At 56.6% G+C, this 23583-nt stretch carries 27 protein-coding genes, 4 tRNA genes and 1 other RNA gene; 16 read left to right on the top strand and 16 right to left on the bottom strand.

What is annotated here, in order from left to right:
* The coding region (locus tag HMPREF1024_RS31215; protein ID WP_032451344.1) for a hypothetical protein at positions 1 to 101 on the bottom strand (101 nt) is incomplete at its 3' end.
* 384 nt (positions 102 to 485) lie between these two features.
* Here HMPREF1024_RS31215 and HMPREF1024_RS17455 point away from each other — a divergent pair.
* Together HMPREF1024_RS17455 and HMPREF1024_RS17460 are read left to right on the top strand one after the other, a co-directional pair.
* Complete coding sequence (locus tag HMPREF1024_RS17455; protein ID WP_002895280.1) at positions 486 to 698, top strand: biofilm development regulator YmgB/AriR family protein; 213 nt, start codon at positions 486 to 488, stop codon at positions 696 to 698.
* 81 nt (positions 699 to 779) lie between these two features.
* The gene (locus HMPREF1024_RS17460; protein WP_004151695.1) at positions 780 to 1334 is read left to right on the top strand and encodes a helix-turn-helix transcriptional regulator; all 555 of its coding nucleotides are present in this window, start codon (positions 780 to 782) and stop codon (positions 1332 to 1334) included.
* Between the two features lie 41 nt (positions 1335 to 1375).
* On the opposite strand, the gene HMPREF1024_RS17465 is transcribed toward HMPREF1024_RS17460, so the two are convergent.
* A complete protein-coding gene (locus HMPREF1024_RS17465; RefSeq protein ID WP_004176830.1) occupies positions 1376 to 2110 on the bottom strand; it encodes a MerR family transcriptional regulator in 735 nt (244 codons plus the stop codon).
* A 155-nt stretch (positions 2111 to 2265) separates the two neighbouring features.
* A complete protein-coding gene (locus tag HMPREF1024_RS17470; protein ID WP_004176831.1) occupies positions 2266 to 3477 on the bottom strand; it encodes a diguanylate phosphodiesterase in 1212 nt (403 codons plus the stop codon).
* A gap of 328 nt (positions 3478 to 3805) precedes the next feature.
* On the opposite strand from HMPREF1024_RS17470, the gene ycgZ reads away from it, so the two are divergent.
* From ycgZ to HMPREF1024_RS17485, 3 genes are all read left to right on the top strand, one after another.
* Positions 3806 to 4051 carry a regulatory protein YcgZ gene (gene ycgZ / locus HMPREF1024_RS17475; protein ID WP_004151693.1) on the top strand — a complete coding sequence of 82 codons (246 nt, stop codon included), beginning with the start codon at positions 3806 to 3808 and terminating at the stop codon, positions 4049 to 4051.
* Between the two features lie 126 nt (positions 4052 to 4177).
* A complete protein-coding gene (locus HMPREF1024_RS17480; RefSeq protein WP_004147654.1) occupies positions 4178 to 4483 on the top strand; it encodes a hypothetical protein in 306 nt (101 codons plus the stop codon).
* A gap of 51 nt (positions 4484 to 4534) precedes the next feature.
* Positions 4535 to 4801 (top strand): biofilm development regulator YmgB/AriR family protein, encoded by a 267-nt coding sequence (locus HMPREF1024_RS17485; RefSeq protein ID WP_002895168.1) that lies wholly within the window; start codon positions 4535 to 4537, stop codon positions 4799 to 4801.
* A gap of 109 nt (positions 4802 to 4910) precedes the next feature.
* Here HMPREF1024_RS17485 and pgl read toward each other — a convergent pair whose 3' ends face one another.
* Positions 4911 to 5906, bottom strand: coding sequence for a 6-phosphogluconolactonase (pgl, locus tag HMPREF1024_RS17490; protein WP_002895166.1), 996 nt, complete (start codon positions 5904 to 5906; stop codon positions 4911 to 4913).
* A 228-nt stretch (positions 5907 to 6134) separates the two neighbouring features.
* Between pgl and HMPREF1024_RS17495 the strand changes: the two genes are divergently transcribed.
* Positions 6135 to 6953 carry a pyridoxal phosphatase gene (locus tag HMPREF1024_RS17495; RefSeq protein ID WP_009308201.1) on the top strand — a complete coding sequence of 273 codons (819 nt, stop codon included), beginning with the start codon at positions 6135 to 6137 and terminating at the stop codon, positions 6951 to 6953.
* Here the strand turns inward: HMPREF1024_RS17495 and modC are convergent, their stop codons facing one another.
* The 4 genes from modC to HMPREF1024_RS17515 form a co-directional block, all read right to left on the bottom strand.
* Positions 6954 to 8012, bottom strand: a complete 1059-nt coding sequence (gene modC / locus HMPREF1024_RS17500; RefSeq protein ID WP_004176832.1) for a molybdenum ABC transporter ATP-binding protein ModC — start codon at positions 8010 to 8012, stop codon at positions 6954 to 6956. It lies immediately after the preceding gene.
* Between the two features lie 2 nt (positions 8013 to 8014).
* Positions 8015 to 8704, bottom strand: coding sequence for a molybdate ABC transporter permease subunit (gene modB, locus HMPREF1024_RS17505; RefSeq protein ID WP_002895159.1), 690 nt, complete (start codon positions 8702 to 8704; stop codon positions 8015 to 8017).
* A complete protein-coding gene (gene modA, locus HMPREF1024_RS17510; RefSeq protein ID WP_004176834.1) occupies positions 8704 to 9477 on the bottom strand; it encodes a molybdate ABC transporter substrate-binding protein in 774 nt (257 codons plus the stop codon). Before modA ends, modB begins: the two co-directional genes overlap by 1 nt.
* A gap of 142 nt (positions 9478 to 9619) precedes the next feature.
* Positions 9620 to 9769, bottom strand: coding sequence for an AcrZ family multidrug efflux pump-associated protein (locus HMPREF1024_RS17515; protein WP_002895156.1), 150 nt, complete (start codon positions 9767 to 9769; stop codon positions 9620 to 9622).
* 152 nt (positions 9770 to 9921) lie between these two features.
* On the opposite strand from HMPREF1024_RS17515, the gene modE reads away from it, so the two are divergent.
* The 7 genes from modE to gpmA all read left to right on the top strand — a co-directional run bounded on the left by modE (position 9922) and on the right by gpmA (position 17764).
* On the top strand, positions 9922 to 10710 hold the full coding sequence (gene modE, locus HMPREF1024_RS17520; RefSeq protein WP_002895154.1) for a molybdenum-dependent transcriptional regulator: 789 nt from the start codon (positions 9922 to 9924) through the stop codon (positions 10708 to 10710).
* A 67-nt stretch (positions 10711 to 10777) separates the two neighbouring features.
* Complete coding sequence (gene modF, locus HMPREF1024_RS17525) at positions 10778 to 12250, top strand: molybdate ABC transporter ATP-binding protein ModF (protein ID WP_004179072.1); 1473 nt, start codon at positions 10778 to 10780, stop codon at positions 12248 to 12250.
* Positions 12251 to 12459: 209 nt separating this feature from the next.
* The gene (gene galE / locus HMPREF1024_RS17530) at positions 12460 to 13476 is read left to right on the top strand and encodes a UDP-glucose 4-epimerase GalE (RefSeq protein ID WP_009308200.1); all 1017 of its coding nucleotides are present in this window, start codon (positions 12460 to 12462) and stop codon (positions 13474 to 13476) included.
* A 9-nt stretch (positions 13477 to 13485) separates the two neighbouring features.
* Complete coding sequence (galT, locus tag HMPREF1024_RS17535) at positions 13486 to 14532, top strand: galactose-1-phosphate uridylyltransferase (protein WP_009308199.1); 1047 nt, start codon at positions 13486 to 13488, stop codon at positions 14530 to 14532.
* A 2-nt stretch (positions 14533 to 14534) separates the two neighbouring features.
* Positions 14535 to 15683: a galactokinase gene (gene galK, locus HMPREF1024_RS17540; protein ID WP_004176842.1), complete on the top strand. Its 1149-nt coding sequence runs from the start codon at positions 14535 to 14537 to the stop codon at positions 15681 to 15683.
* A complete protein-coding gene (galM, locus tag HMPREF1024_RS17545) occupies positions 15677 to 16720 on the top strand; it encodes a galactose-1-epimerase (protein ID WP_009308198.1) in 1044 nt (347 codons plus the stop codon). The genes galK and galM overlap by 7 nt, the downstream gene beginning before the upstream one ends.
* A gap of 291 nt (positions 16721 to 17011) precedes the next feature.
* Positions 17012 to 17764, top strand: coding sequence for a 2,3-diphosphoglycerate-dependent phosphoglycerate mutase (gpmA, locus tag HMPREF1024_RS17550; protein ID WP_002895089.1), 753 nt, complete (start codon positions 17012 to 17014; stop codon positions 17762 to 17764).
* Between the two features lie 73 nt (positions 17765 to 17837).
* Here gpmA and aroG read toward each other — a convergent pair whose 3' ends face one another.
* The gene (aroG, locus tag HMPREF1024_RS17555; RefSeq protein ID WP_002895086.1) at positions 17838 to 18890 is read right to left on the bottom strand and encodes a 3-deoxy-7-phosphoheptulonate synthase AroG; all 1053 of its coding nucleotides are present in this window, start codon (positions 18888 to 18890) and stop codon (positions 17838 to 17840) included.
* A gap of 314 nt (positions 18891 to 19204) precedes the next feature.
* Here aroG and HMPREF1024_RS17560 point away from each other — a divergent pair, with 314 nt between their 5' ends.
* Together HMPREF1024_RS17560 and zitB are read left to right on the top strand one after the other, a co-directional pair.
* Positions 19205 to 19570, top strand: a complete 366-nt coding sequence (locus HMPREF1024_RS17560) for a YbgS-like family protein (protein ID WP_009308197.1) — start codon at positions 19205 to 19207, stop codon at positions 19568 to 19570.
* 117 nt (positions 19571 to 19687) lie between these two features.
* Positions 19688 to 20632 carry a CDF family zinc transporter ZitB gene (zitB, locus tag HMPREF1024_RS17565; protein WP_004147641.1) on the top strand — a complete coding sequence of 315 codons (945 nt, stop codon included), beginning with the start codon at positions 19688 to 19690 and terminating at the stop codon, positions 20630 to 20632.
* On the opposite strand, the gene pnuC is transcribed toward zitB, so the two are convergent.
* Together pnuC and nadA are read right to left on the bottom strand one after the other, a co-directional pair.
* Positions 20629 to 21348, bottom strand: coding sequence for a nicotinamide riboside transporter PnuC (gene pnuC / locus HMPREF1024_RS17570; RefSeq protein WP_004151689.1), 720 nt, complete (start codon positions 21346 to 21348; stop codon positions 20629 to 20631). The two genes, zitB and pnuC, sit on opposite strands and share 4 nt — an antisense overlap.
* Before the next feature lie 35 nt (positions 21349 to 21383).
* A complete protein-coding gene (gene nadA / locus HMPREF1024_RS17575) occupies positions 21384 to 22427 on the bottom strand; it encodes a quinolinate synthase NadA (RefSeq protein ID WP_002895074.1) in 1044 nt (347 codons plus the stop codon).
* 69 nt (positions 22428 to 22496) lie between these two features.
* Here nadA and HMPREF1024_RS30540 point away from each other — a divergent pair, with 69 nt between their 5' ends.
* Positions 22497 to 22646 carry a hypothetical protein gene (locus HMPREF1024_RS30540; RefSeq protein WP_032409073.1) on the top strand — a complete coding sequence of 50 codons (150 nt, stop codon included), beginning with the start codon at positions 22497 to 22499 and terminating at the stop codon, positions 22644 to 22646.
* 95 nt (positions 22647 to 22741) lie between these two features.
* Here HMPREF1024_RS30540 and HMPREF1024_RS28550 read toward each other — a convergent pair.
* From HMPREF1024_RS28550 to HMPREF1024_RS17595, 5 genes are all read right to left on the bottom strand, one after another.
* Positions 22742 to 22879, bottom strand: a non-coding RNA gene (locus HMPREF1024_RS28550) — RtT sRNA.
* A 95-nt stretch (positions 22880 to 22974) separates the two neighbouring features.
* Positions 22975 to 23050: transfer RNA gene (locus tag HMPREF1024_RS17580), tRNA-Lys, on the bottom strand.
* A gap of 133 nt (positions 23051 to 23183) precedes the next feature.
* Positions 23184 to 23259, bottom strand: a tRNA-Lys gene (locus HMPREF1024_RS17585).
* A 148-nt stretch (positions 23260 to 23407) separates the two neighbouring features.
* Positions 23408 to 23483: transfer RNA gene (locus HMPREF1024_RS17590), tRNA-Lys, on the bottom strand.
* A gap of 3 nt (positions 23484 to 23486) precedes the next feature.
* A tRNA-Val gene (locus HMPREF1024_RS17595) sits at positions 23487 to 23562 on the bottom strand.
* Between the last annotated feature and the right edge of the window lie 21 nt (positions 23563 to 23583).

Raw genomic sequence — 23583 nt, 5'->3', positions numbered from 1 at the left:
CTATGCTCAGACTCCGACGCGGAAGAAAGCCACCTGTCGACGACAGCGTAGCTGTTTACCCCTTCGCGCGTCGGCGCAATTTCATGCATTTCGCCAGCCATGACAGAATTTTCACAATTGGCTTTCTTCTACCATCATCAGCTTCTTCCCGCTGGTTTTACAGCTAAATCCTGCACAACCCGACTTTTCTGTACAAGTTATCACTTAATAAAATTGTTATAAATCAACAAATTAAAACACACACAAAAAATAAGCCGTTACGTTGTACATATAGTAATGAAAAAAGTTGTACATAGTGAAATCAGCGTCTATAGTTTTGGAGTGTTAACTGCTTGTTGCGCAACAAAGCGGGGAAGCTTGACGATTGCGCAGCGAGTCGGACGGTGGTTCCTGGTTATACATTTCCTGTTCGTGACTTGGCGCGTACCAACGGTACGCTGCGACTTTTATTGTCTGTTTGCTTTATACGTGGGAGAGTTCGAGCTATGCATATTAAAAATACCATTCCAGCAGAGTTTGTCTTCAATTCGGCCCTGATGAAGAATATTGAGAATACGCTCATTAAGCAGCACAGAACGGTAAATAATGAGCGGATGATTACGGAAATCCAGCATCGTCTGCAAACGGAAAGTAACGAAATACTTTCCGATCTCTATCTGCAGGCGCTGGATATGCTGTACAGCAAACCTCATCATTAAATAAACCCACTGTGCTGGCAGCAGGCTTCGACCTGCTGTACCGGCGCGCCTGGGTCTCTATCGGCTAACTGAGGCAAAAAAATGTCACACCATAATACTTGCTATCGTTCTGAGCATTACGATCTGTGGTTTGATAATGGTTTTCTTCTCTATGGGATGTCGCTGATCCTGAATAGCCTGCCGGCATCTTACTTCCGCAAAAAACATGTTTTCTTCACCAGCGACAATTATTTCGCGGTACTGCAGCACAACTATAATCGGCGGGATACATTATTTATTCTGTTAACCGAAGGCAACGATCTTAATTTTCTTAGTGAACTGCCTATGCTGCGCTTACCGGCCAACTCGACGCCGGAAGAGTTAAAGATATTTCTGCATCAACCCACCCGCTATTACAAAACCCATCCGGCGCCAGGCGCCTCGGTGCAGTTTACCGAGCGGGAAAAGAAAGTTATTCAACTTATCAGCAATGGCGAAGCAGTCGCCAGCATTGGCCGGTCGCTAAACCTGCATATAAAAACCATTTATCAGATCCGGCTGAATCTGATTAAAAAGCTCGGCTGCAGCGGTAGAACCGATTTTTTTAATATCAGCCGCAGCGAAACGTTCAAATCCTGGAGCCAGATTCACCTGTAACCAAGCACTCAAGCCCTGATCCGCACCACGGATCGGGGCGCTTAATTTTGGCCGTGAAAATGGATGCTGAAGCCCTGCTCCTGCCAGTGGCTGAGCAGCTCCTCCTGCAGAGGCGTGGCGGCACGTCCGGTCCAGACGAAAATATGCTGCCCGGGAAATAGCTCAGGCCGCGGCGACTCCAGCGGTTCGGCGAGAACGTTGACATGCCAGCCGCGTTGGGAAAGACGCCATGCCTCCAGCCACAGACGCGTCCTGTCCTCATTGCTCCAGCCCACCAGCAGCGTCTCTTTGCCATTTTTTTTACGCGCTTCGGCGAGAAACAACGCTACGCAGTCAATTAACAGGCCGTCCAGCATGCTGCTAATCACCAGCGAGGTATTCTGATCCAGCTTGAGACGCTGTCGTACCGGCACTAACAGGCTATCGATGAGGGTGTCGACGGGGTGTTGATGACTGAGCGCCATTAATTTGGCGCGGATTCTGGCGGGCTGCATATAACGCAGAATGGACATCATCTCTTCCTGAAGATGCGCGGATTCGTCGCGCGCCGCCGGCAGGTTATCCTCGAGCAGCGCTTTGACTTTCCCTACTGATACACCGCGCTCTATCCAGCGCTTGATCTCTTCGATACGCAGGATATCTTCTTCATCAAATTGTCGATGCCCGCCTTCGCTACGCTGCGGTTTCAGTAGACCGTAACGACGCTGCCAGGCGCGCAGTGTGACCGGATTGATTCCGCAACGTTCGGCGACTTCACCGATACTGTAAAACGCCATAGCAGCCTCACATCAACCTGATACCTTAATACCTAAACTAACGAATTCAGGCATCCTGTACAACTCTATTTTCTTGTACAGATAAAGATATCAGGTTGCGGCTCACAGCGCCCGGGAAAAAAGATGAAAAAATGTTTAGCTGATTTCGCGGTGGTTCATTTTTTCTCCGGCCATGCGACGGCGGGTAGGCCCCCCAGGCGCGCGCTGGCGAACAAATTGCCCTGAAACTGTGAAATACCGGCTGATTCCAGCCACATCCACTCTTCAGCACGCTCAACGCCGACGGCTGAGACCGCAATCTCCAGAGAAGTACAGCATTTGATAATCGCCTGTACAATCGACTGGCGCGGTCCGTCCTGGTGGATATTGCGGATCAGCTCATGGTCGATTTTAATTCTGTCGGGTTGGTATTGCGCCAGCAGCGATAGCCCGGCAAACCCGGCGCCGAAGTGATCGATGGCAAGATTAATTCCCGCGCCCTTCAGTTTGCGCACCGCATCGGTAAAATCGTCCATCCGCGAAATCACTTCCCGCTCAGTGAACTCGACAATAATCTGCTCCGGAATAAGGTCATTGCGACTAATTTCGTCGAGCAGGAAAGCCACCGCATTCGGCGCTTTGACCATGGTCATCGGCAGTAAATTAATGCTTAACGCCTTATTACGTAAACCTAATTTTCCCGCCAGCGACAACGCCACCCGTTTACTGTGCAGGTCAGCGAGATAAATATCGTCCCCGGTCAGCCCGGCAAAATAGGCGCCGGGGGATTGCCCGTCCGGTGTACGCAACAGCGCTTCCCACGAAATAATTTCGCAGGCGAAAGGGTCGACAATCGGCTGGAAGGCAAAGGAACAACCTTCCGTATTATCGATAATCGGGGTATCAGGATAGAACGTCTCCTTATCAGGAATAAAAACCCAACTATCTGCGGAAGGAATCTCAAAATAGTTCGCTTTTTCTGTGGCTTCGACAAAAGTACGGAAAAATTGCAGCGCCCGGTCATCATAGGTGAGCTGATATTTTGACGTCCCCCGGTCCATCACCGCCTGCAGAACTTCCTCGCGATCGTGTTCGCGTAAATCAAACAGTTCCATCCCGACCTTACCAAAACGACGGGACGGCGCATAATCGCAAAGCAACTCCACCAGATTATAGTGGCGAGGATCCTGGCAGATATGCTGATAAATATCCTGAACCTTTTCTTCAGGCCCCTCAATGAGTTGAAAAAAATGCGTCCCGTTAAAAAGTAAAATACCGGTGACGTCCGCCTGCCCATTTCTTTCGTTTGCCCTGGCGACCATGGCCTCGATCGATTTGAATGAGACATTGTCGCAGATATGGCTGCGATAAATGATGGTGGTTAGCATAGTGATTCCAGATGGGAGGGATAAGCATTCACAGTAGCAGTTATCAGGCTAAGGGTCTCGTAAAACTACGTTTTGTCTTAACAAAAAAGATACACTAAAAATCCCTTTTTTGTGCAAGGTTTTCCCTTTTTTCTTTCCTTGTACAACATGCAACGCTAAACCCCACCTTTACAAGCCAGAACCGCGCCAGGCAAAAAAAATTAAACAATTAAAAATCATATAGTTAAACTAACATGAATCATTATTGTGCAACTTTGTGTGTACAGGTTAATAATTATTGTATAAGTTTAATGGCAGTTAACAGATGAATGAAATGAAAGGAGCACATATGCAGCAGAATGGTTACATTCCAGATACAGCGAACGCAATTGCCCAGTATTTCAACAAAGCATCTTTGCCTTCCCAGCAGGAAACCCTGGGTCAGATCGTGATGGATATTCTTAACGAAGGGCGTCATCTCAACCGCAAAGCGCTATGCACCAAACTGTTGAGCCGCCTGGACCGCGCTCGCGCGCCGGAGGAAGAGAGCCACTATCAGACCTTAATTGGTCTGCTGTTTGCTGGCCAGGAATAACGTCATCGATCGTCGCCTGTTGCAGCGCCGCAGTAGCAGATGAGGGGCGATCGCTTCCACAAACCTGCTGCTGACCTGAATGCCGTTCGCCTATTCAGGAAAAGGGTGGCATGCATAGAGACGGTTATGAATAACAGTGAAACTGAGGAAATAACCGATGAAATCATCGGCGAGGCGGTTCTAGCGCTTCTGAAAACGAATCGCCCGATTACCACCCCGACCCTGCTGGTTCGACTTCGGTTAATGCAGGCGACAGAACCAGATCGCCAGCGTAGAAAGATCATCGCTGCCGTGATCGAAGAAATTTGCGCGAAGCTTATCCGTCAGCGGAAGTACGCGCCTTTACAGGTAAAGAAAATCAATGGCCGTTGGGAAACCAGAGGTTCGCTGGCGCCAGACAGCATGCCGTCGGAAGCTAAAAAGATCCACTGATTATCCCAACCATGGTGAATTAAACAGAGTGAGAATGTGATGAGACAGACTATGCATCAGCAACCAGATATTTACGCAAGACTGCAGGACACCGCGCTCTCCGACTATTTCCGTAACGCCGGTGATAAACTGGTTGATGAGTCCGCCGTCATGTCGCTCGCCATCAACAGTATTCTCCAGTCCGAGGGTCACCTGAACAATAAGGCCATTATTTTATGGCTGATTCAGGCGCTGGAAACCACCGATGACGTGGTGACCGCGGACGTGATCCGAAAAACGCTGGAGATTGTCGTTGGCTACACCATGGACGATATCTAACGTCGCCACGCTTCTGGCCCGCCAGGACAACGCCTTCTCCGCAGAGCCTGTCCGCTCTGAGCAAAAAAACCTCGCTAAGGCGAGGTTTTTTCTTTTACCTGATGGCGGTTCAGTGGGCGTTGACCACCACCCACATCGGCCCCTGCCCAACCGCATAGCGGCCTTTCTCCTGCAGCAGTCCCTGCTCACCGACGATATCGTACACCGCGATATGGTGCGACTTCTGCCCGGCGGCAATGAGATATTTACCGCTGTGATCGAGGTTAAAGCCGCGCGGCTGGGTCTCGGTAGGCTGATAGCCTTCCACCGCCAGCACGCTACCATCTTCCGAAACGCTGAACACCGTGATGATGCTGGCGGTACGATCGCAGGCGTAAAGATGACGGCCATCCGGGGTGATATGAATATCCGCCGCCCAGCGCACGCCGCTAAAATCAGGCGGCATCATATCCAGGGTCTGTACACATTCGATGTTGCCCTTAGGATCTTTCAACTCCCAGACGTCAATCGAGCTGTTTAGCTCATTGACGCAGTAACCATACTGCTGGTTGGGATGGAATACCATGTGACGCGGACCGGCGCCCTCGACGGTCGTCACTTCCGCGGGCTCCTGTGCCGAAAGGAAACCATCGTCGCTGAGGGTAAACAGGCAAATGCGATCCTGCTTCAGCGCCGGCACCCACAGGGTGCGATTATCCGGGGAGATATTGGCCGAGTGGCAGCCTTCCAGCCCTTCCACCACGGTGATGGTTTCGCCCGGCAGGCCATCGTGCAGCGGGGTCACGCTGACACAGCCCTGATTGTAGGAGGCGCTGAAGACAAAGCGGCCATGACGATCGGTAGAGATATGGGTCGGGCTGCCCGGCAGCGCAGCTTCGCCCGCAAAGGTTAACGCCCCGTTATCCGGCGTGATGCGATAGGCCAGCACGCGAAACTCCGGACGAACGCCAACGTACAGAAATTCCTTGTTGGGGCTGACCACCATCGGCTGGACCTGCCCTGGGGCATCAACCACCTGCACCAGCGTCAGTTTGCCGTCCGCTTCAAGACTCCAGACATGGATTTGTTGGCTTTCCGGGCTGGCGGTATAAACGGTTTGTTTCATGACTACTCCTTCCCTCACTGCACGTGGAATTTTCATTTTCAGGATAACAGCACCCTGAAAATTATAAGACATCCGCCCATGATACTCGCATCGTCCGCCGAATTTCCGCCGGACGGCGGCACAAAGGGCATACAGACATTCACGGCAGATGTGGAAAAATTGGTCCTGACGCCACGGCGGTGTACCATCATGGCCAGGTCACTTTTCAACATCAACCGGAAATAACACATGACAACACGCGTGATTGCCCTGGATTTAGACGGCACCCTGCTTACCAGCAAAAAAACCATTCTGCCCGCTTCGCTGGAGGCGCTGGCCCGCGCCAGAGAGGCAGGCTATCAGGTCATCGTCGTCACCGGACGTCATCACGTCGCTATCCATCCTTTTTATCAGGCACTGGCTCTCGATACACCTGCAATTTGTTGTAATGGCACCTATTTGTATGATTATCACGCAAAAAAGGTTTTGGCCGCCGATCCTATGCCGGTGGAGCAAGCGGTAAGCCTCACTGCCATGCTTGCCAAACAGCAGATCCACGGCCTGGCATATGTGGACGACGCGATGCTTTATGAACACCCCACCGGGCATGTGATCCGCACCCGCAACTGGGCGCAAGCGTTACCGGAAGATCAGCGTCCAGTTTTCGCTCAGGTCGATTCGCTGGCGCAGGCGGTTCGCGAAGTTAACGCGGTATGGAAATTCGCTCTCACCGATGACGACATTCCCCGCCTGCAGCGGTTTGCGCAGCAGGTTGGCGAGACGCTGGGCCTCGAGTGCGAATGGTCGTGGCACGATCAGGTGGATATCGCGCGCGCCGGCAACAGCAAAGGCAAACGCCTGGCGCAATGGGTGGCCGACCAGGGGCTGTCGATGCAGGATGTGGTGGCCTTCGGCGATAACTACAACGATCTAAGCATGCTGGAAGCGGCGGGCACCGGGGTGGCGATGGGCAACGCGTTGGACGAGGTGAAAGCCCGCGCCAACATAGTCATCGGCGACAATGAGTCCACCAGCATCGCCGAGTTTATCTACCGCCAACTGCTGTAATCAGGCGGCGATCGACACGCTTTTGATCTGGGCAAACACCTGCTGACCTGGCGCTATCGCCAGGTCGTCCCGCGCCCATGGGCTAATCCTGGCCCATAGCAGACGGCCACTCACTCTGAGCTGCACTTCAATCTGTCCGTTGACCTCCAGACACTGAGCCACCTCGGCGCGTAAGATATTGCGGATGCTGGTCCCGGACGGCTGGGCCAGTGTCAGCGAAACGTCCGACGCCTGAATGCGGATCCGTGCGGTGTCGCCTGCGGGACGTTCGAGCCGGTTGACCCACAGCAACTGGTCCCCCAGCGCCAGGGCCGTCATCGCATACTGCGGGTGCTGCGCGGCGACGGTGGCGCTAAGGATAGTACTCTGCTGCTCCGCCGGCAGCCAGGGGTGCATCACGCTGCTGCTCCAGACCTCCTCCAGCGGACCGAAAGCTTTCACCTTACCGGCCTCCAGCACCAGCACACGATCGGCCAGATGCTGGATCTCATCCAGCGAGTGGCTGACGTAAAGCATCGGAATATGGATCTCCTGCGCCAGCCGCTGCAGGTAGGGCAATAGCTCGCGTTTGCGCGGAATGTCCAGCGAGGCCAGCGGCTCATCCAGCAGCAGCAGCTCTGGCGCGGTCAGCAGGGCGCGGCCGATAGCCACTCGCTGCTTTTCGCCGCCGGATAACCGGCCCGGCAGACGATCCAGCAAGGGCGCAATCCCCAGCAGATCCACCAGCTTATCGAACTGGCTGACCATGGATTTCGCCATCCCATACTGCAGATTGCCGCGCACTTTATAATGGGGAAACAGGCGCGCATCCTGAAAGACATAGCCGATACGGCGCTGCTCCGGCGCCAGGCAGATACGCTGCGCGGTGTCGTTCAGCACCCGGCCATTGAGCACGATCCGCCCCGCCTGGGGTCGGGTCAGGCCGCTGATGGCGTTAATCAACGAGGTTTTGCCCGCGCCGGAGACGCCAAAGACGGCGGTGATCCCGCTGGCGGGCAGGGTTTCACGGATCTGCAGGCAGTGACTGCCGAGGGTCTGGGTAAAGTCCAGCTCCAGCATCATTATCCTCCCATGCGCTGGCGGCTCACGCGGGCCAGCCATTCCGAAATCAGCAGCGAAACCAGCGCCAGTCCGATGGCGATGAGGCAGAGGCGGGCCGCCGCCCCCTCCCCGCCCGGGGTTTGAATCAAGGTGTACATAGCCGAAGGGAGGGTGCGCGTTTCACCGGGAATATTGGAAACGAACGTGATGGTCGCGCCAAACTCCCCTAACGAGCGGGCGAAGGCCAGCACCGTGCCGACAATAATCCCCGGCAGAGTCAACGGCAACGTAATGGTCAAAAATACCCGCCAGCGGCTGGCCCCGAGGGTTCTCGCCGCTTGCTCCAGTTTGACGTCCACCCCTTCCAGCGCCAGGCGAATGGCGCGCACCATCAGCGGGAAAGACATCACCGCCGCCGCCAGCACCGCCCCGCGCCAGCTAAAAGCAAAGCTGATGCCGAACCAGTCATACAGCCAGCTGCCAATAAACCCGCGCCGCCCCATGGCCACCAGCAGCAGGTACCCCACCACCACCGGAGGCAGCACCAGCGGCAGATGGAGAATACTGTCGAGCAGGGCCTTGCCGGGAAAGGTGCGCCGGACCAGCAGCCAGGAAAAAAAGATGCCAAAGGGCAGGCTCAAGGCCACCGCCAGGGAGGAGACTTTCAGGCTCAGCAGCACCGCCTGCCATTCGGGTTCGCTCAGAAACATCAGCGGGTGGTAAATCCGTAACGTTTAAAGATAGCGGACGCTTCCGGCCCTTTCAGGTAGTCATAGAAGGCGCTCACAGCCGCATTGCGGTGCCCATCGACAATCGCCAGCGGGTACTCGACTTTCTGATGCGAGGCTTCCGGGAAGGTGCCGACCACTTTCACCCCCTTGCTGGCCACGGCATCGGAGCCATAGACAATCCCCAGCGGCGCTTCGTTGCGCTCCACCAGCGCCAGCGCACCGCGCACGTCTTCAGCCGGGGCGAGCTTCGGCGACAACGTCTCCCAGGCACCGAGTTTCTGCAGTGCCTCTTTGGCATAGATACCGGCCGGGACATGCTGTGGATCGCCCACCGCCAGACGGCCTCCTTTCAGCAGGCTGGTCCAGTCGGTTTTCTCATCAATGGTTATCGCCCCCTGCGCACTGGCTTTCGGCGCGACCACTACCAGGCTGTTGCCAAGCAGAGTGGCGCGGGTTGCCGGATCGATGGCCTTTTTATCTGCCGCGTAATCCATCCATTTCTGATCGGCGGAGATAAACAGGTCCGCTGGCGCACCCGCTTCTATCTGCCGCGCCAGCGTCGAAGACGAGGCAAACGACGACACGACCTCGACGTTTTTTTCTTTCTTGTACGCCTGGGCAATATCCTGCATCGCGTTGGTTAACGATGCGGCGGCGAAAACGGTCACTTTACCCTCTGCCGCCAGCGCCTGACCCGCGACGCACAGCGTGAGTGATACCCCGACAACCCCGCGTAACCAAGAACCTGCCATCTTACTCTCCTGTCAATGCGTTATGTAGTCGATAATATAACGATATGCGAAGCGTTTTTATAGTGATACAGGACAATAAAACGAAGGGAAATGATACAGGAGGGAAATAGCACAGCGCCCGGTTAAACCGGGCGCCGGGAAATCAGTGATTTTGCTGGCTGCGATCTTTGTGGCCTACGCCGGAGAAGAGGTTGAACACTTCGCCAAGACCGTAAATCAGTCCCAGGATGACCGCCATCACCACCGGTACCATGATGACCGCAAAAACCAGACTTTTCAAAAGCTCTAACATGGTTCACTCCAGATAGTATGATTTCCTGATTGTAACGATTTCAGCCGAAAAAACACGTCCCATTTGTGCGGTGGGTAATGACCAACCGCGCAGAGAGGTTTTGCAAGTGGGCGACTATCGGTCACAATACCCTTTTTTGTCAGGAAACGATTATGCAGGCCGAAATTCTTCTTACCCTTAAGCTACAGCAGCGCCTGTTTGCCGATCCGCGGCGGATCGCCCTGCTCAAACAGATTGACCAGACCGGTTCGATAAGCCAGGGGGCGAAGCATGCGGGTATCAGCTATAAGAGCGCTTGGGATGCCATCAATGAGATGAACCAGCTCAGCGAACAGCCGCTGGTGGATCGCGCCACCGGCGGAAAGGGCGGCGGCGGCGCGGTGCTGACCCGCTACGGGCAGCGTCTGATCCAGCTGTACGATCTGCTGGCGCAGATCCAGCAGAAAGCGTTTGATGTACTCAGCGATGACGATGCCCTGCCGCTGGATAGCCTGCTGGCGGCCATCTCGCGCTTTTCCCTGCAGACCAGCGCCCGCAACCAGTGGTTCGGCACCATTACCGGCCGCGATCGCCAGCAGGTGCAGCAGCACGTGGAAGTACTGTTGGCTGACGGAAAAACCCGCCTGAACGTCGCCATCACCGCGCAAAGCGCTGAGAAGCTGGGACTCGATGAGGGCCAGGAGGTGCTGGTCCTGCTCAAAGCGCCATGGGTCGGCATCACCCTCGATCCCGCAGCAGCCCGCCAGGCTGATAACCAGCTGTCGGGACGTATCAGTCATATCGAATGCGGGTCCGGACAGTGCGAAGTACTGATGACCCTGGCGGACGGTCAAACCCTGTGCGCCACCCTGCCACAGGCGCAGGCCGCTGGCCTGGCGGAAGGAACGGAGGCGATCGCTTACTTCAATGCCGATCGCATCATCCTCGCGACGTTATGCTGACCCCATTGACATTACGCGTCTGAAGTCGTATCCCTGATGCACATCGCTGCAAAAAATGGGATACATCATGTCATCATTGCAAATTTCGCAAGGCACGTTTCGCCTGAGCGATACAAAGACCTTAAAAATAGACCACCTGAGCGTGGCGGCGGGTGAAAGCTGGGCGTTCGTCGGCAGCAACGGCAGCGGCAAATCCGCCCTCGCGCGGGCCCTGGCCGGCGACCTGACCCTGCTCAGCGGCCAGCGCGAAAGCCACTTCTCCCGCGTAACCCGCCTCTCCTTCGAGCAGTTGCAGAAGCTGGTCAGCGACGAGTGGCAGCGCAATAACACCGACCTGCTCAGCCCAGGCGAAGAAGACACCGGCCGCACCACCGCGGAGATTATCCAGGATGAGGTGAAAGATCCTGCCCGCTGCGCGCGCCTGGCCGAACAGTTTGGCATCAGCGCCCTGCTGGACCGCCGGTTTAAATACCTGTCGACCGGGGAAACGCGTAAGACCCTGCTGTGTCAGGCCCTGATGACCGATCCGCAACTGCTGATCCTCGATGAACCTTTCGACGGTCTCGACGTCAACTCCCGCCAGCAGCTGGCTGCCCTGCTGGCCGACCTGCACAGCGCCGGCATCACCCTGGTGCTGGTGCTCAACCGTTTCGATGAGATCCCGGAGTTTGTGCAATTCGCCGGCGTGCTGGCTGACTGCACCCTTAGCGAGACCGGCGAGAAGTCTTCCCTGCTGCAGCAGGCGCTGGTCGCCCAGCTGGCGCACAGTGAAAAACTGGACGGCATCACCCTGCCGGAGCCGGATGTCCCACCGGCCCGTCATGCGCTGGCAGACTCGGCGCCGCGTATCGTGCTCAACGACGGCGTGGTCTCCTATAACGATCGCCCGGTCATCAATCACCTCTCATGGACCGTGAATCCGGGCGAACACTGGCAGATCGTCGGTCCCAACGGCGCCGGTAAATCTACGCTGCTGAGCCTGGTCACCGGGGATCATCCGCAGGGCTACAGCAACGATCTCACGCTCTTTGGCCGCCGGCGCGGCAGCGGTGAGACCATCTGGGATATTAAAAAGCATATCGGCTACGTCAGCAGCAGCCTGCATCTGGACTACCGGGTCAGCACCAACGTCCGCAACGTCATCCTGTCGGGCTATTTTGACTCGATCGGCATTTATCAGGCGGTCTCCGACAAGCAGCATAAGCTGGTGCAGCAATGGCTGGATATTCTCGGCATCGATAAGCGCACCGCCGACGCGCCGTTTCACAGTCTGTCGTGGGGCCAGCAGCGGCTGGCGCTTATCGTCCGCGCGCTGGTGAAGCATCCAACCCTGCTGATCCTCGATGAACCGCTGCAGGGGCTGGACCCCCTCAACCGCCAGCTGGTGCGCCGCTTTGTCGACGTGTTGATTGGCGAAGGGGCCACACAGCTGCTGTTTGTCTCGCACCATGCGGAAGATGCCCCGGACTGTATTACCCATCGCCTGGCGTTCGTCCCCAGTGGAGACGGTTACACTTATCAGCTCGGCCCTGTGGCCTGACGCCCCCTGCCGGGGATCGAAAGATCCCTGGTATTTTTCAGAAAAATAGCGCAAAACAAACCTAAGTCATTGAATTAAAATTCAAAATATAAAATTTACGTTATTTACACCCCAAGTGTAAACGATTCCACTAACTTGTGCTATGTCACACTTTTCACTTCTTTGATATGCTATCTTCCTCACAAACGATAAGCCGAATGGAGCGAATCATGAAAGTTTTGGTTACAGGTGGTAGCGGTTACATTGGAAGTCATACCTGCGTTCAACTGCTGCAGCAGGGACACGAGGTGGTGATCCTCGACAATCTCTGCAACAGCAAGCGCAGCGTACTGCCGGTGATTGAACGTCTCGGCGGCAAAGAAGCCACCTTTATTGAAGGCGATATTCGTAACGAAGCGCTGATGACGGAGATCCTCCACGATCACGCCATTGAGGCAGTGATCCACTTCGCCGGGCTGAAAGCCGTCGGGGAGTCCGTCGCCAAGCCGCTGGAATATTACGACAATAACGTCACCGGCACACTGAAATTAGTCTCTGCCATGCGCACCGCTGGCGTGAAGAACTTTATCTTTAGCTCCTCCGCTACCGTCTACGGCGATCAGCCGAAAATCCCGTATGTCGAAAGCTTCCCGACCGGCACCCCGCAAAGCCCCTACGGCAAAAGCAAGCTGATGGTGGAGCAGATCCTGACCGACCTGCAGAAAGCCCAGCCGGAGTGGAGCATTGCCCTGCTGCGCTACTTCAACCCGGTCGGCGCCCACCCGTCGGGCGACATGGGGGAAGACCCGCAGGGGATCCCGAACAACCTGATGCCCTACATCGCCCAGGTCGCCGTTGGCCGTCGCGAATCGCTGGCCGTTTTTGGTAACGACTATCCGACCGAAGATGGTACCGGCGTGCGCGATTACATCCATGTGATGGACCTCGCCGATGGCCACGTCGCGGCCATGGAAAAACTGGCTGACAAAGCCGGGGTGCATATTTACAACCTTGGCGCCGGCGTCGGCAGCAGCGTGCTCGACGTAGTCAATGCTTTCAGCAAGGCCTGCGGCAAACCCATTAACTACCATTTCGCGCCGCGCCGCGATGGCGACCTCCCGGCCTACTGGGCGGATGCTGCCAAGGCCGACCGCGAGCTGAACTGGCGCGTAACGCGCAACCTGGACGAAATGGCGCAGGACACCTGGCACTGGCAGTCCCGTCATCCGCAGGGTTATCCAGACTAAGGAACCTTCATGAGCGTATTTAACCCCGTTGACCATCCACATCGTCGTTATAACCCGTTAACCGGACAGTGGATTCTGGTTTCTCCGCATCGCGCCAAGCGCCCCTGGCAGGGGGCGCAGGAAACGCCGGCAAAACAGACCTTGCCGGCCCACGATCCGGACTGTTTCCTGTGCCCGGGCAACACCCGGGTGACCGGCGACACCAACCCGAATTACGCCGGTACCTACGTATTTACCAACGACTTTGCGGCCCTGATGACCGACACCCCGGACGCACCGGAGAGTGACGATCCGCTGATGCGCTGCCAGAGCGCCCGCGGCACCAGTCGGGTGATCTGCTTCTCGCCAGACCACAGCAAAACGCTGCCGGAACTGAGCCTTGGAGCGCTGGAAGACGTGGTTAAAACGTGGCAGGAACAGACCGCGGACCTCGGGAAAAGCTACCCGTGGGTGCAGGTTTTTGAAAACAAAGGGGCAGCGATGGGCTGCTCCAACCCTCACCCGCATGGTCAGGTGTGGGCCAACAGTTTCCTGCCCAATGAAGCGGAACGGGAAGACCGTCTGCAGAAAGAGTATTACGCCGCACAGGGCCAGCCGATGCTGCTGGACTATGTGCAGCGCGAACTGGCCGACGGCAGCCGCACGGTGGTGGACACCGAGCACTGGCTGGCGGTGGTGCCCTACTGGGCCGCCTGGCCGTTCGAAACGCTGCTGTTGCCGAAAGCGCACGTGCAGCGCATAACCGATCTCACCGACGCCCAGCGCAGCGATCTGGCGCTGGCGTTGAAAAAGCTGACCAGCCGTTACGACAACCTGTTCCAGTGCTCATTCCCCTACTCCATGGGCTGGCACGGCGCGCCGTTTAACGACGAAGACCATAACCACTGGCAGCTTCATGCCCACTTTTATCCGCCGCTGCTGCGCTCCGCGACGGTCCGCAAGTTTATGGTTGGTTATGAGATGCTGGCCGAAACTCAGCGCGATCTGACCGCCGAGCAAGCTGCCGAACGACTGCGCGCCGTCAGCGACGTCCATTTTCGTGAATCCGGAGTGTAATGATGAGTCTGAAAGAGAAAACCCAAACCCTGTTCGCTGACGCCTTCGGCTACCCGGCCAGCCATGTCATTCAAGCGCCAGGCCGCGTCAACCTGATCGGCGAGCATACCGATTACAACGACGGTTTTGTGCTGCCCTGCGCTATCGACTACCAGACAGTGATCAGCTGTGCGCCGCGCGACGATCGTACGGTGCGGGTGATTGCCGCCGATTACGATAATCAGACCGATGAGTTCTCTCTCGACGCGCCGATTATCAGCCACGACACCCAGCAGTGGTCTAACTATGTCCGCGGCGTGGTAAAGCATCTGCAGCAGCGGAACAGCCACTTTGGCGGCGCGGATCTGGTGATCAGCGGCAATGTACCGCAGGGTGCGGGGTTAAGCTCCTCAGCCTCGCTGGAAGTCGCCGTCGGCACCGTGTTCCAACAGCTGTATCATCTGCCGCTGGATGGCGCGCAAATCGCCCTCAACGGCCAGGAGGCGGAAAACCAGTTCGTCGGCTGCAACTGCGGCATCATGGATCAGCTGATTTCAGCGCTGGGCAAAAAAGACCACGCGCTGCTGATCGACTGCCGTTCGCTGGGCACCAAAGCCGTCTCGATGCCGAAAGGCGTGGCGGTGGTGATCATCAACAGCAACTTTAAGCGCACCCTCGTCGGCAGCGAGTACAACACCCGTCGTGAACAGTGCGAAACCGGCGCGCGCTTCTTCCAGCAGCCCGCCCTGCGCGATGTCACCCTTGAGCAATTTAACGCCGTCGCCCATGAGCTGGATCCGGTCGTCGCGAAGCGCGTACGCCATGTGCTGACGGAGAATGCCCGCACTGTGGAAGCCGCCAGCGCCCTCGAAAAAGGCGACCTGAAGCGGATGGGTGAGCTGATGGCAGAGTCCCACGCCTCGATGCGTGATGATTTCGAGATCACCGTCCCGCAGATCGACACCTTGGTGGAGATCGTTAAGGCCGCGATCGGCGATAAGGGCGGCGTGCGCATGACCGGCGGCGGCTTTGGCGGCTGCGTGGTAGCGTTAATCCCGGAAGAACTGGTCGATACCGTTCAGCAAGCCGTTGCCAACGAGTATGAAGCGAAAACCGGTATTAAAGAGACATTCTATGTCTGCAAACCGTCACAGGGGGCCGGGCAATGCTAACGCAAACCACCGCGCTGGCCCCGGACGGCCGGCCATGGCAGCAGGTGACCCTGCGCAATAAGTCGGGGATGACCGTCACCGTGGCGGACTGGGGCGCGACGCTGCTCAGCGCCGAGGTGCCGCTGGCCGATGGCAGCCTGCGCCGACCGCTGCTGGGCTGCGCAAAGCTGGAAGACTATGCTCGCCAGGCCGCATTTCTTGGCGCCTCGGTAGGCCGCTACGCCAACCGTATCGGCCACAGCCGCTTCCCGCTTGACGGCCAGGTCGTCAACGTCACGCCGTCAAACGACGCGGGCCACCAGCTCCACGGCGGCCCGGAAGGATTTGATAAGCGCCGCTGGCGCATTGTCCGCGCCGACGAGCAGGAAGTGCTGTTCGCCCTGACCTCGCCCGATGGCGATCAAGGCTTCCCCGGCACCCTGCAGGCCACCGCGCACTATCGTCTGACCGACGATAACCGCATCGCGATTACCTATCGCGCCACCGTGGACCAACCCAGCCCGGTGAATATGACCAATCACGTCTATTTCAACCTCGACGGTGAGCAGGGCGATGTGCGCCAGCATCAGCTCCAGATCCTCGCCCAGAGGTATCTGCCGGTGGAAAGCGACGGTATCCCGGGTGGCGAACTGAAAGATGTTGCTAACACCAGCTTTGATTTCCGCCAGCCGAAAACCATCGCCGCCGACTTCCTCGCGGATGCCGATCAGCAAAAGGTGAAGGGATACGATCATGCCTTCCTGCTGGATGCCAAAGGCGACGCCAGCCAGCCCGCGGCACAGGTCTGGTCGCAGGATGGCAAGCTGCAGATGACGGTCTATACCTCCGCTCCGGCGCTGCAGTTTTACTCCGGCAACTATCTCGGCGGCACCCCGTCGCAGACGACGGAGCCCTACGCCGACTGGCAGGGACTGGCGCTGGAGAGCGAATTCCTGCCGGATTCGCCGAACCATCCGCAATGGCCGCAGCCGGACTGTGTATTACGTCCGGGCCAGGAGTACGTCAGCCTGACGGAATATCAGTTTATCGCCCGATAATCGCCAGCGCCCTCCATCAGGGGGCGCTGCTTTTCGTCCCCGCCCTCCTCTCTGCCGCCTCTTTTTTCAGCAACCTGCTCTATTTTCCGTCACCAAAGGACAAAAAAATAACCTGTGTATTACAAGCACCTTACACTGCGCCACTATTTTCGCTATGGTTAGGGATAAGCATTGCCGTGCGCCAAATCACGGCAATATAATGAGAATAGTTATCAATCAATAACACATACACCATCACATTCAGCGTACCGTTCGCGGCGCGAGGGATGGCGTGTAGAGAGGAGTGAGAGAATGGCTGTAACTAAGCTGGTACTGGTTCGTCATGGCGAAAGCCAGTGGAACAACGAAAACCGCTTCACCGGTTGGTACGACGTGGATCTGTCCGAGAAAGGCGTTAGCGAAGCGAAAGCAGCGGGTAAGCTGCTGAAGGCTGAAGGCTTCAGCTTTGATTTTGCTTATACCTCCGTGCTGAAACGTGCCATCCACACCCTGTGGAACGTGCTGGACGAACTGGATCAGGCCTGGCTGCCGGTTGAGAAATCCTGGAAGCTGAACGAACGTCATTACGGCGCGCTGCAGGGCCTGAACAAAGCGGAAACCGCTGAGAAATATGGTGACGAGCAGGTTAAACAGTGGCGTCGCGGCTTCGCTGTCACTCCGCCGGAGCTGACCAAAGACGACGAGCGCTACCCGGGCCACGATCCGCGCTATGCAAAACTGACCGACGCCGAACTGCCGACCACTGAAAGCCTGGCGCTGACCATCGACCGCGTCGTGCCTTACTGGAACGAAACCATTCTGCCGCGCCTGAAAAGCGGTGAGCGCGTGATCATCGCCGCTCACGGTAACTCCCTGCGCGCGCTGGTGAAATACCTCGACAACATGGGCGAAGACGAGATCCTCGAACTGAACATCCCGACCGGCGTACCGCTGGTATATGAGTTCGATGAAAACTTCAAGCCGATCAAACATTACTATCTGGGTAACGCGGAAGAGATCGCGGCGAAAGCTGCTGCCGTCGCCAACCAGGGTAAAGCGAAGTAATTTCTCCTGGTGAGAACAAAAAAGCGTGGAAATCTCCACGCTTTTTTTATGACCTGCGCTAGCGCGGAGTAGCTTAGCCGCGGCGGGTTTTCACCGCTTCCGCCAGCTGACGCAGGATCGTTTCGGTATCCTCCCAGCCGATGCAGGCGTCGGTGACGCTCTTGCCGTAGGTCAGCGGTTCACCGCTCTCGAGGCTCTGGTTGCCTTCCACCAGATGGCTTTCAATCATCACGCCCATAATGGCGCGCTCGCCGCCGGCGATCTGCTGGCATACGTCGGCGCCCACTTCCATCTGCTTCTTGAACTGCTTGCTGGAGTTGGCATGGCTGAAGTCGATCATCACCTGGGCCGGAAGACCCGCTTTCGCCAGACCGATTTTCACCTCCGCCACGTGCTTCGCGCTGTAGTTAGGCTCTTTGCCGCCGCGCAAAATAATATGGCAGTCGCCGTTACCGCTGGTATTCACGATGGCGGAGTGGCCCCACTTGGTGACCGACAGGAAACAGTGCGGCGCGCCGGCGGCGTTAATCGCATCGATAGCCACCTTGATGGTGCCATCGGTGCCGTTTTTAAAGCCCACCGGGCAGGAGAGTCCGGAGGCGAGCTCACGGTGCACCTGGGATTCGGTGGTTCGCGCGCCAATGGCGCCCCAGCTCATCAGATCGGCGACATACTGCGGGGTGATCATATCGAGGAATTCCCCCGCCGCCGGCAGGCCGCTGTCGTTAATATCCAGCAGCAGTTTGCGCGCGATGCGCAACCCGTCGTTGATGCGGAAGCTGTTATCCATATGGGGATCGTTGATGAGCCCTTTCCAGCCGACGGTGGTGCGCGGTTTTTCAAAATAGACCCGCATGACGATCTCGAGCTCGCCCTTCAGCGCCTCGCGCAGGGTCAGCAGGCGGGCGGCATACTCTTTCGCCGCTGCCGGATCGTGAATAGAACAAGGCCCAATCACCACCAGCAGACGGTCATCGTCGCCTTTGAGGATCTGATGGATCGCTTTGCGAGCATGTGCAACGGTGTTTGCAGCATTTTCGGTAGCAGGGAATTTTTCCAGGAGCGCAACGGGAGGTAATAATTCGTTGATCTCTTTAATGCGTAAATCGTCGTTCTGATAATTCATCTTCTTTCCAGCGTTGCCATACTTATTCAATGAAATGCAATCCCTCCAATCTATCTCTTCGCTGAAATAGTGTAAACGTGATTTTACAGTAGTGATGGAATAATCCTGGAAATAGGCAAAAATACGCCATAAAGTAGCGAAACCAGGCTCATGAACTACAATATTTAACTGTTAAAGCTAATTAAGTCTTACGTTTCAGGATTATATAGTGACACTGCGATCGTCTGCGGAGTCTTAAACCATAGCGAGTCAGATCCCTGGCACACTCACCGCGGGAAGCGCATTTCCCCTTCCCGGCTTAACAGGAGTATCCGATGAATATGAAAAAACTGACGACCCTTTTGCTCACCGCCACCTTAGGTCTTGCCAGCGGCGCGGCCCTGGCGGCAGACACCGGCGCCCAGTCCAATAATGGCCAGGCCAACTCTTCCGCGGATGCCGGTCAGGTGGCGCCGGATGCCCGTGAGAACGTGGCGCCGAACAACGTGGACAATAGTCAGATCAACTCTGGCTCTGGGAGCACCACGGGCTCGACGATGACCCAGGATAATATGTCGAGCGATGAGGTACATAAAAACTCGATGTGTAAAGACGGCCGCTGTCCGGACACCGGTAAAAAACTGGACAACGGCGGCAATACGACCCAAGACAACAGCAAAACCGACGGCACCACCCAGTAACACATGAGGTGGGCAGATCGAAGAAAAGGCGAGCCGGTCTCGCCTTTTCTTCGTTTTTTATCGCTCTCTGTTTATGATGTCATAGCGTAATAATGATAACTATTAAGGGACGACACTATGGCGCACTCGCATTCGCACTCCTCTGTCCAGGCTCCGGATAACAGCAACGCCCGCCGGCTGCTATGGGCGTTTATCGTCACCGCCGGCTTTATGCTGATTGAAGCCGTCGGCGGCGCGATCTCCGGCTCGCTGGCCCTGCTGGCGGATGCCGGCCATATGCTCACCGACTCCGCCGCTCTGCTGTTTGCGCTGCTGGCGGTTCGCTTCGCCAGCCGCCCACCAAATGCCCGCCATACCTTTGGCTGGTTGCGTTTAACCACCCTGGCGGCGTTTCTCAATGCTATTGCTCTGGTGGTGATCACCATGCTGATTGTCTGGGAGGCGATTCAGCGCTTCCAGCATCCGCAGCCGGTAGCCGGCGTGACGATGATGGTCATTGCAGTCGCCGGTCTGCTGGCCAACGTGCTGGCGTTTTGGATCCTACATCGGGGTAGCGAGGAGCGGAATCTTAACGTACGCGCCGCAGCGCTACACGTGCTTGGCGACCTGCTGGGCTCGGTCGGCGCGATCGTGGCGGCCGTGGTGATCCTCACCACCGGCTGGACGCCTGTCGACCCGATTCTTTCCGTGCTGGTTTCCTGCCTGGTATTACGTAGTGCCTGGCGATTACTGAAAGAGAGTCTGAATGAATTGCTGGAAGGCGCGCCGCGTTCGCTGGATGTGGCGGCCCTGCAGCGGGATATCCGTCGCTCTATCCCGGAGGTACGCGATGTTCACCACGTCCACGTCTGGCTGGTGGGGGAAAAACCGGTGATGACGCTCCATGTACAGGTCGTTCCACCGCACGACCATGACGCGTTACTCAACCGCATCCTGCATTTCCTGGAACATAAATATGAAATTGCGCATGCCACGGTGCAGATGGAGTATCAGCCCTGCAGCGGCCCGGAGTGCCATCTCAACACGATGCACGCCGGGCACGATCATCACCACCACCATTAGCCAGAAAACGCGTGAGAACCTCGCTCACGCGCGCTGTTTATCCACATCCGGCTGCCGTTCAACGCAATGAACGTCAGCAAGAGGTATTCCAGCGACATGGCATAGACGCCCTGACGGGCAAAAATCACCACGCTTATCACATTGACGATCACCCATAGCAGCCAGTTTTCAACATACTTGCGGGTCATTAAGATCATCGCCACCACCGACAGCACCGTCATACAGGAGTCCCAGAACGGGAAAGCATCCGGCTGCAGTTCCGGCATAGTGACCTGCAAACCGAGCGCTTGCATCAGGCTGACCGCGATCCGCGTCAGGAAAGCAAAGAACGGGTTGATAAACAGGGTCAGCAAGCCGATCGCTACCACGCAGGCCGCCAGCCAGCCCAGCGCTTTGCTGCGCGGCAGCCAGCGGATCTGCAGCTCAGCCTCATGGTTGCTGCTTTGTCGCGACCATGCATACCAGCCGTAAACGTTAGCGGCAAAAAAGAACAGCTGCAGCAGCAGGCTGGCGTACAGCTGGATCTGAAAGAAGATGATGGCGAACAGCGTGACGTTGACCAGCCCGAAAGCATAGTTACTGATCTTCTCCAGGCTCGCCAGCCAGATACACAACAGCCCGGCAATCGTCCCCACGGCCTCTATCCAGGAGAGATCGTACCCCCCAGCGCCGATGGGTATATGTACTAAAATATTCTGCGTGCTAAAAAAATCCATTTCCTCCCCTCAGCGTCTGGCGACGCGACAATAGGTTATCCCCGTAGTGTAGCCGCAAAATCCAGCATCCGGTTAAGGGGAATTAATGCGCCGGTTCGCAGCGCTTCGTCGACATGGATTTCATGTTCAGCGCCGCCCTGCTCGAGACCCTCGGCAATGGCTTTCAGGCCATTCATCGCCATCCACGGACAATGCGCGCAGCTGCGGCAGGTCGCCCCTTCGCCGGCGGTGGGCGCTTCCAGCAGCGTTTTCTCCGGCACCGCCTGCTGCATTTTATAGAAAATACCGCGATCGGTGGCCACGATCAGCTGGCGCTGGGGCAGGCTTTTCGCCGCCGCAATCAGCTGGCTGGTGGAGCCTACGGCATCGGCCATCTCAACGATCGCCTGCGGCGACTCGGGATGGACCAGCACGGCGGCTTCGGGATGCAGAGCCTTCATCCGCATCAACGCCTGGGTTTTAAACTCGTCGTGCACGATGCACGCCCCCTGCCAGCACAGCACGTCTGCGCCGGTCTGACGCTGAACGTAGCGCCCAAGGTGGCGGTCCGGCGCCCAGAGGATCTTTTGACCAAGACTATCCAGATGGTCAATGAGTTCCACGGCGATGCTGGAGGTCACCACCCAGTCGGCGCGGGCCTTCACCGCGGCGGACGTATTGGCATAGACCACTACGGTGCGGTCAGGATGGGCGTCGCAAAAGGCGTTGAATTCCTCAATCGGACAGCCCAGATCCAATGAACACTCGGCGTTCAGGGTCGGCATCAAAATGGTCTTTTCCGGGCTGAGGATTTTGGCGGTTTCCCCCATAAAACGCACCCCGGCGACCAGCAGCGTGGAGGCCGAATGGCGGGCGCCAAAGCGCGCCATCTCCAGCGAGTCGGCGATACAGCCGCCGGTCTCTTCCGCCAGCTGTTGAATTTCAGGATCGGTGTAGTAATGCGCCACCATCACGGCATCGCGCTCGCGTAGCAGGCGCTTGATTTTTTCGCGGTAAAACTGCTTTTCGTCGACGGTCAGCGGCTGCGGTTTAGCAGGGAAAGGATAAATCGCCGTTTCAGGATCAAACATTACGCTCATCATGCAATCTCGTTTTACTGGCTTAACTCTACAACCGTCAGTATGGCCTTTCGGCGGCTTAACACGGTCATGGTGTTTTATATGCTAAACAAGATAGCCGATTACGAGCTAAAAGTCGTGATGAATTTTGTACATCAGACCCTTTTCCCGGGGACGGTGCTGCGCATCTGCCCGAACGACCGGTTCGTACCCTGTGCAGGCACGGTAAGCGCAGCGTGACCGTGGGAAAATGATGAATTAAGAAATTATTAACATTGATGAGTGGCAGGGAAATGCAGATAGCAAAAAGGCGCCTTTAGGGCGCCTTTTTACATTGGTGGGTCGTGCAGGATGACTCGGCTTCGCCTCGCCCTGCGGGCCGTCGCCGCAAGCGGCTCCGTTGTCTCACTACGTTCGACCCGAACCTGCTGCAGAGAAACTCGTCTCATCCTGAGACTCGCCCTGCGGGCCAACGCTGCCGCGTTGTTCAAAATTGTTCCCGACAATTTTGTCGAATCGTTGAGTTCTGCGCATAGCAAAAAGGCGCCTTTAGGGCGCCTTTTTACATTGGTGGGTCGTGCAGGATTCGAACCTGCGACCAATTGATTAAAAGTCAACTGCTCTACCAACTGAGCTAACGACCCCTTGCGGGATTTTAATGCTGCCATCATTCAGGATGGTGGGTCGTGCAGGATGACTCGACTTCGCCTCGCCCTTCGGGCCGTTGCTGTCGCAACGTTATCCTTCACGTTCAGCATCTGAGTTAAATGCTGAAATTGGTGGGTCGTGCAGGATTCGAACCTGCGACCAATTGATTAAAAGTCAACTGCTCTACCAACTGAGCTAACGACCCGCTCTGGTACTACCTGAATAATTTCACTCGACACCAATTCAGAAATTGGTAGGTCGTGCAGGATGACTCGGCTTTGCCTCGCCCTTCGGGCCGTTGCTGACGCAACGTTATCCTTCACGTTCAGCATACTGAGTTAAATGCTTGAAATTGGTGGGTCGTGCAGGATTCGAACCTGCGACCAATTGATTAAAAGTCAACTGCTCTACCAACTGAGCTAACGACCCGAGTGGTGGGTGATGACGGGATCGAACCGCCGACCCCCTCCTTGTAAGGGAGGTGCTCTCCCAGCTGAGCTAATCACCCGAAACTGCGCTGGATACTACT

The organism is Klebsiella sp. 4_1_44FAA (genome assembly GCF_000238715.1).
Taxonomy (GTDB): Bacteria; Pseudomonadota; Gammaproteobacteria; order Enterobacterales; family Enterobacteriaceae; genus Klebsiella; species Klebsiella pneumoniae.
The sequence above is the reverse complement of the archived record's forward strand: the minus strand, read 5'-3'. Positions and strand labels throughout refer to the sequence as shown.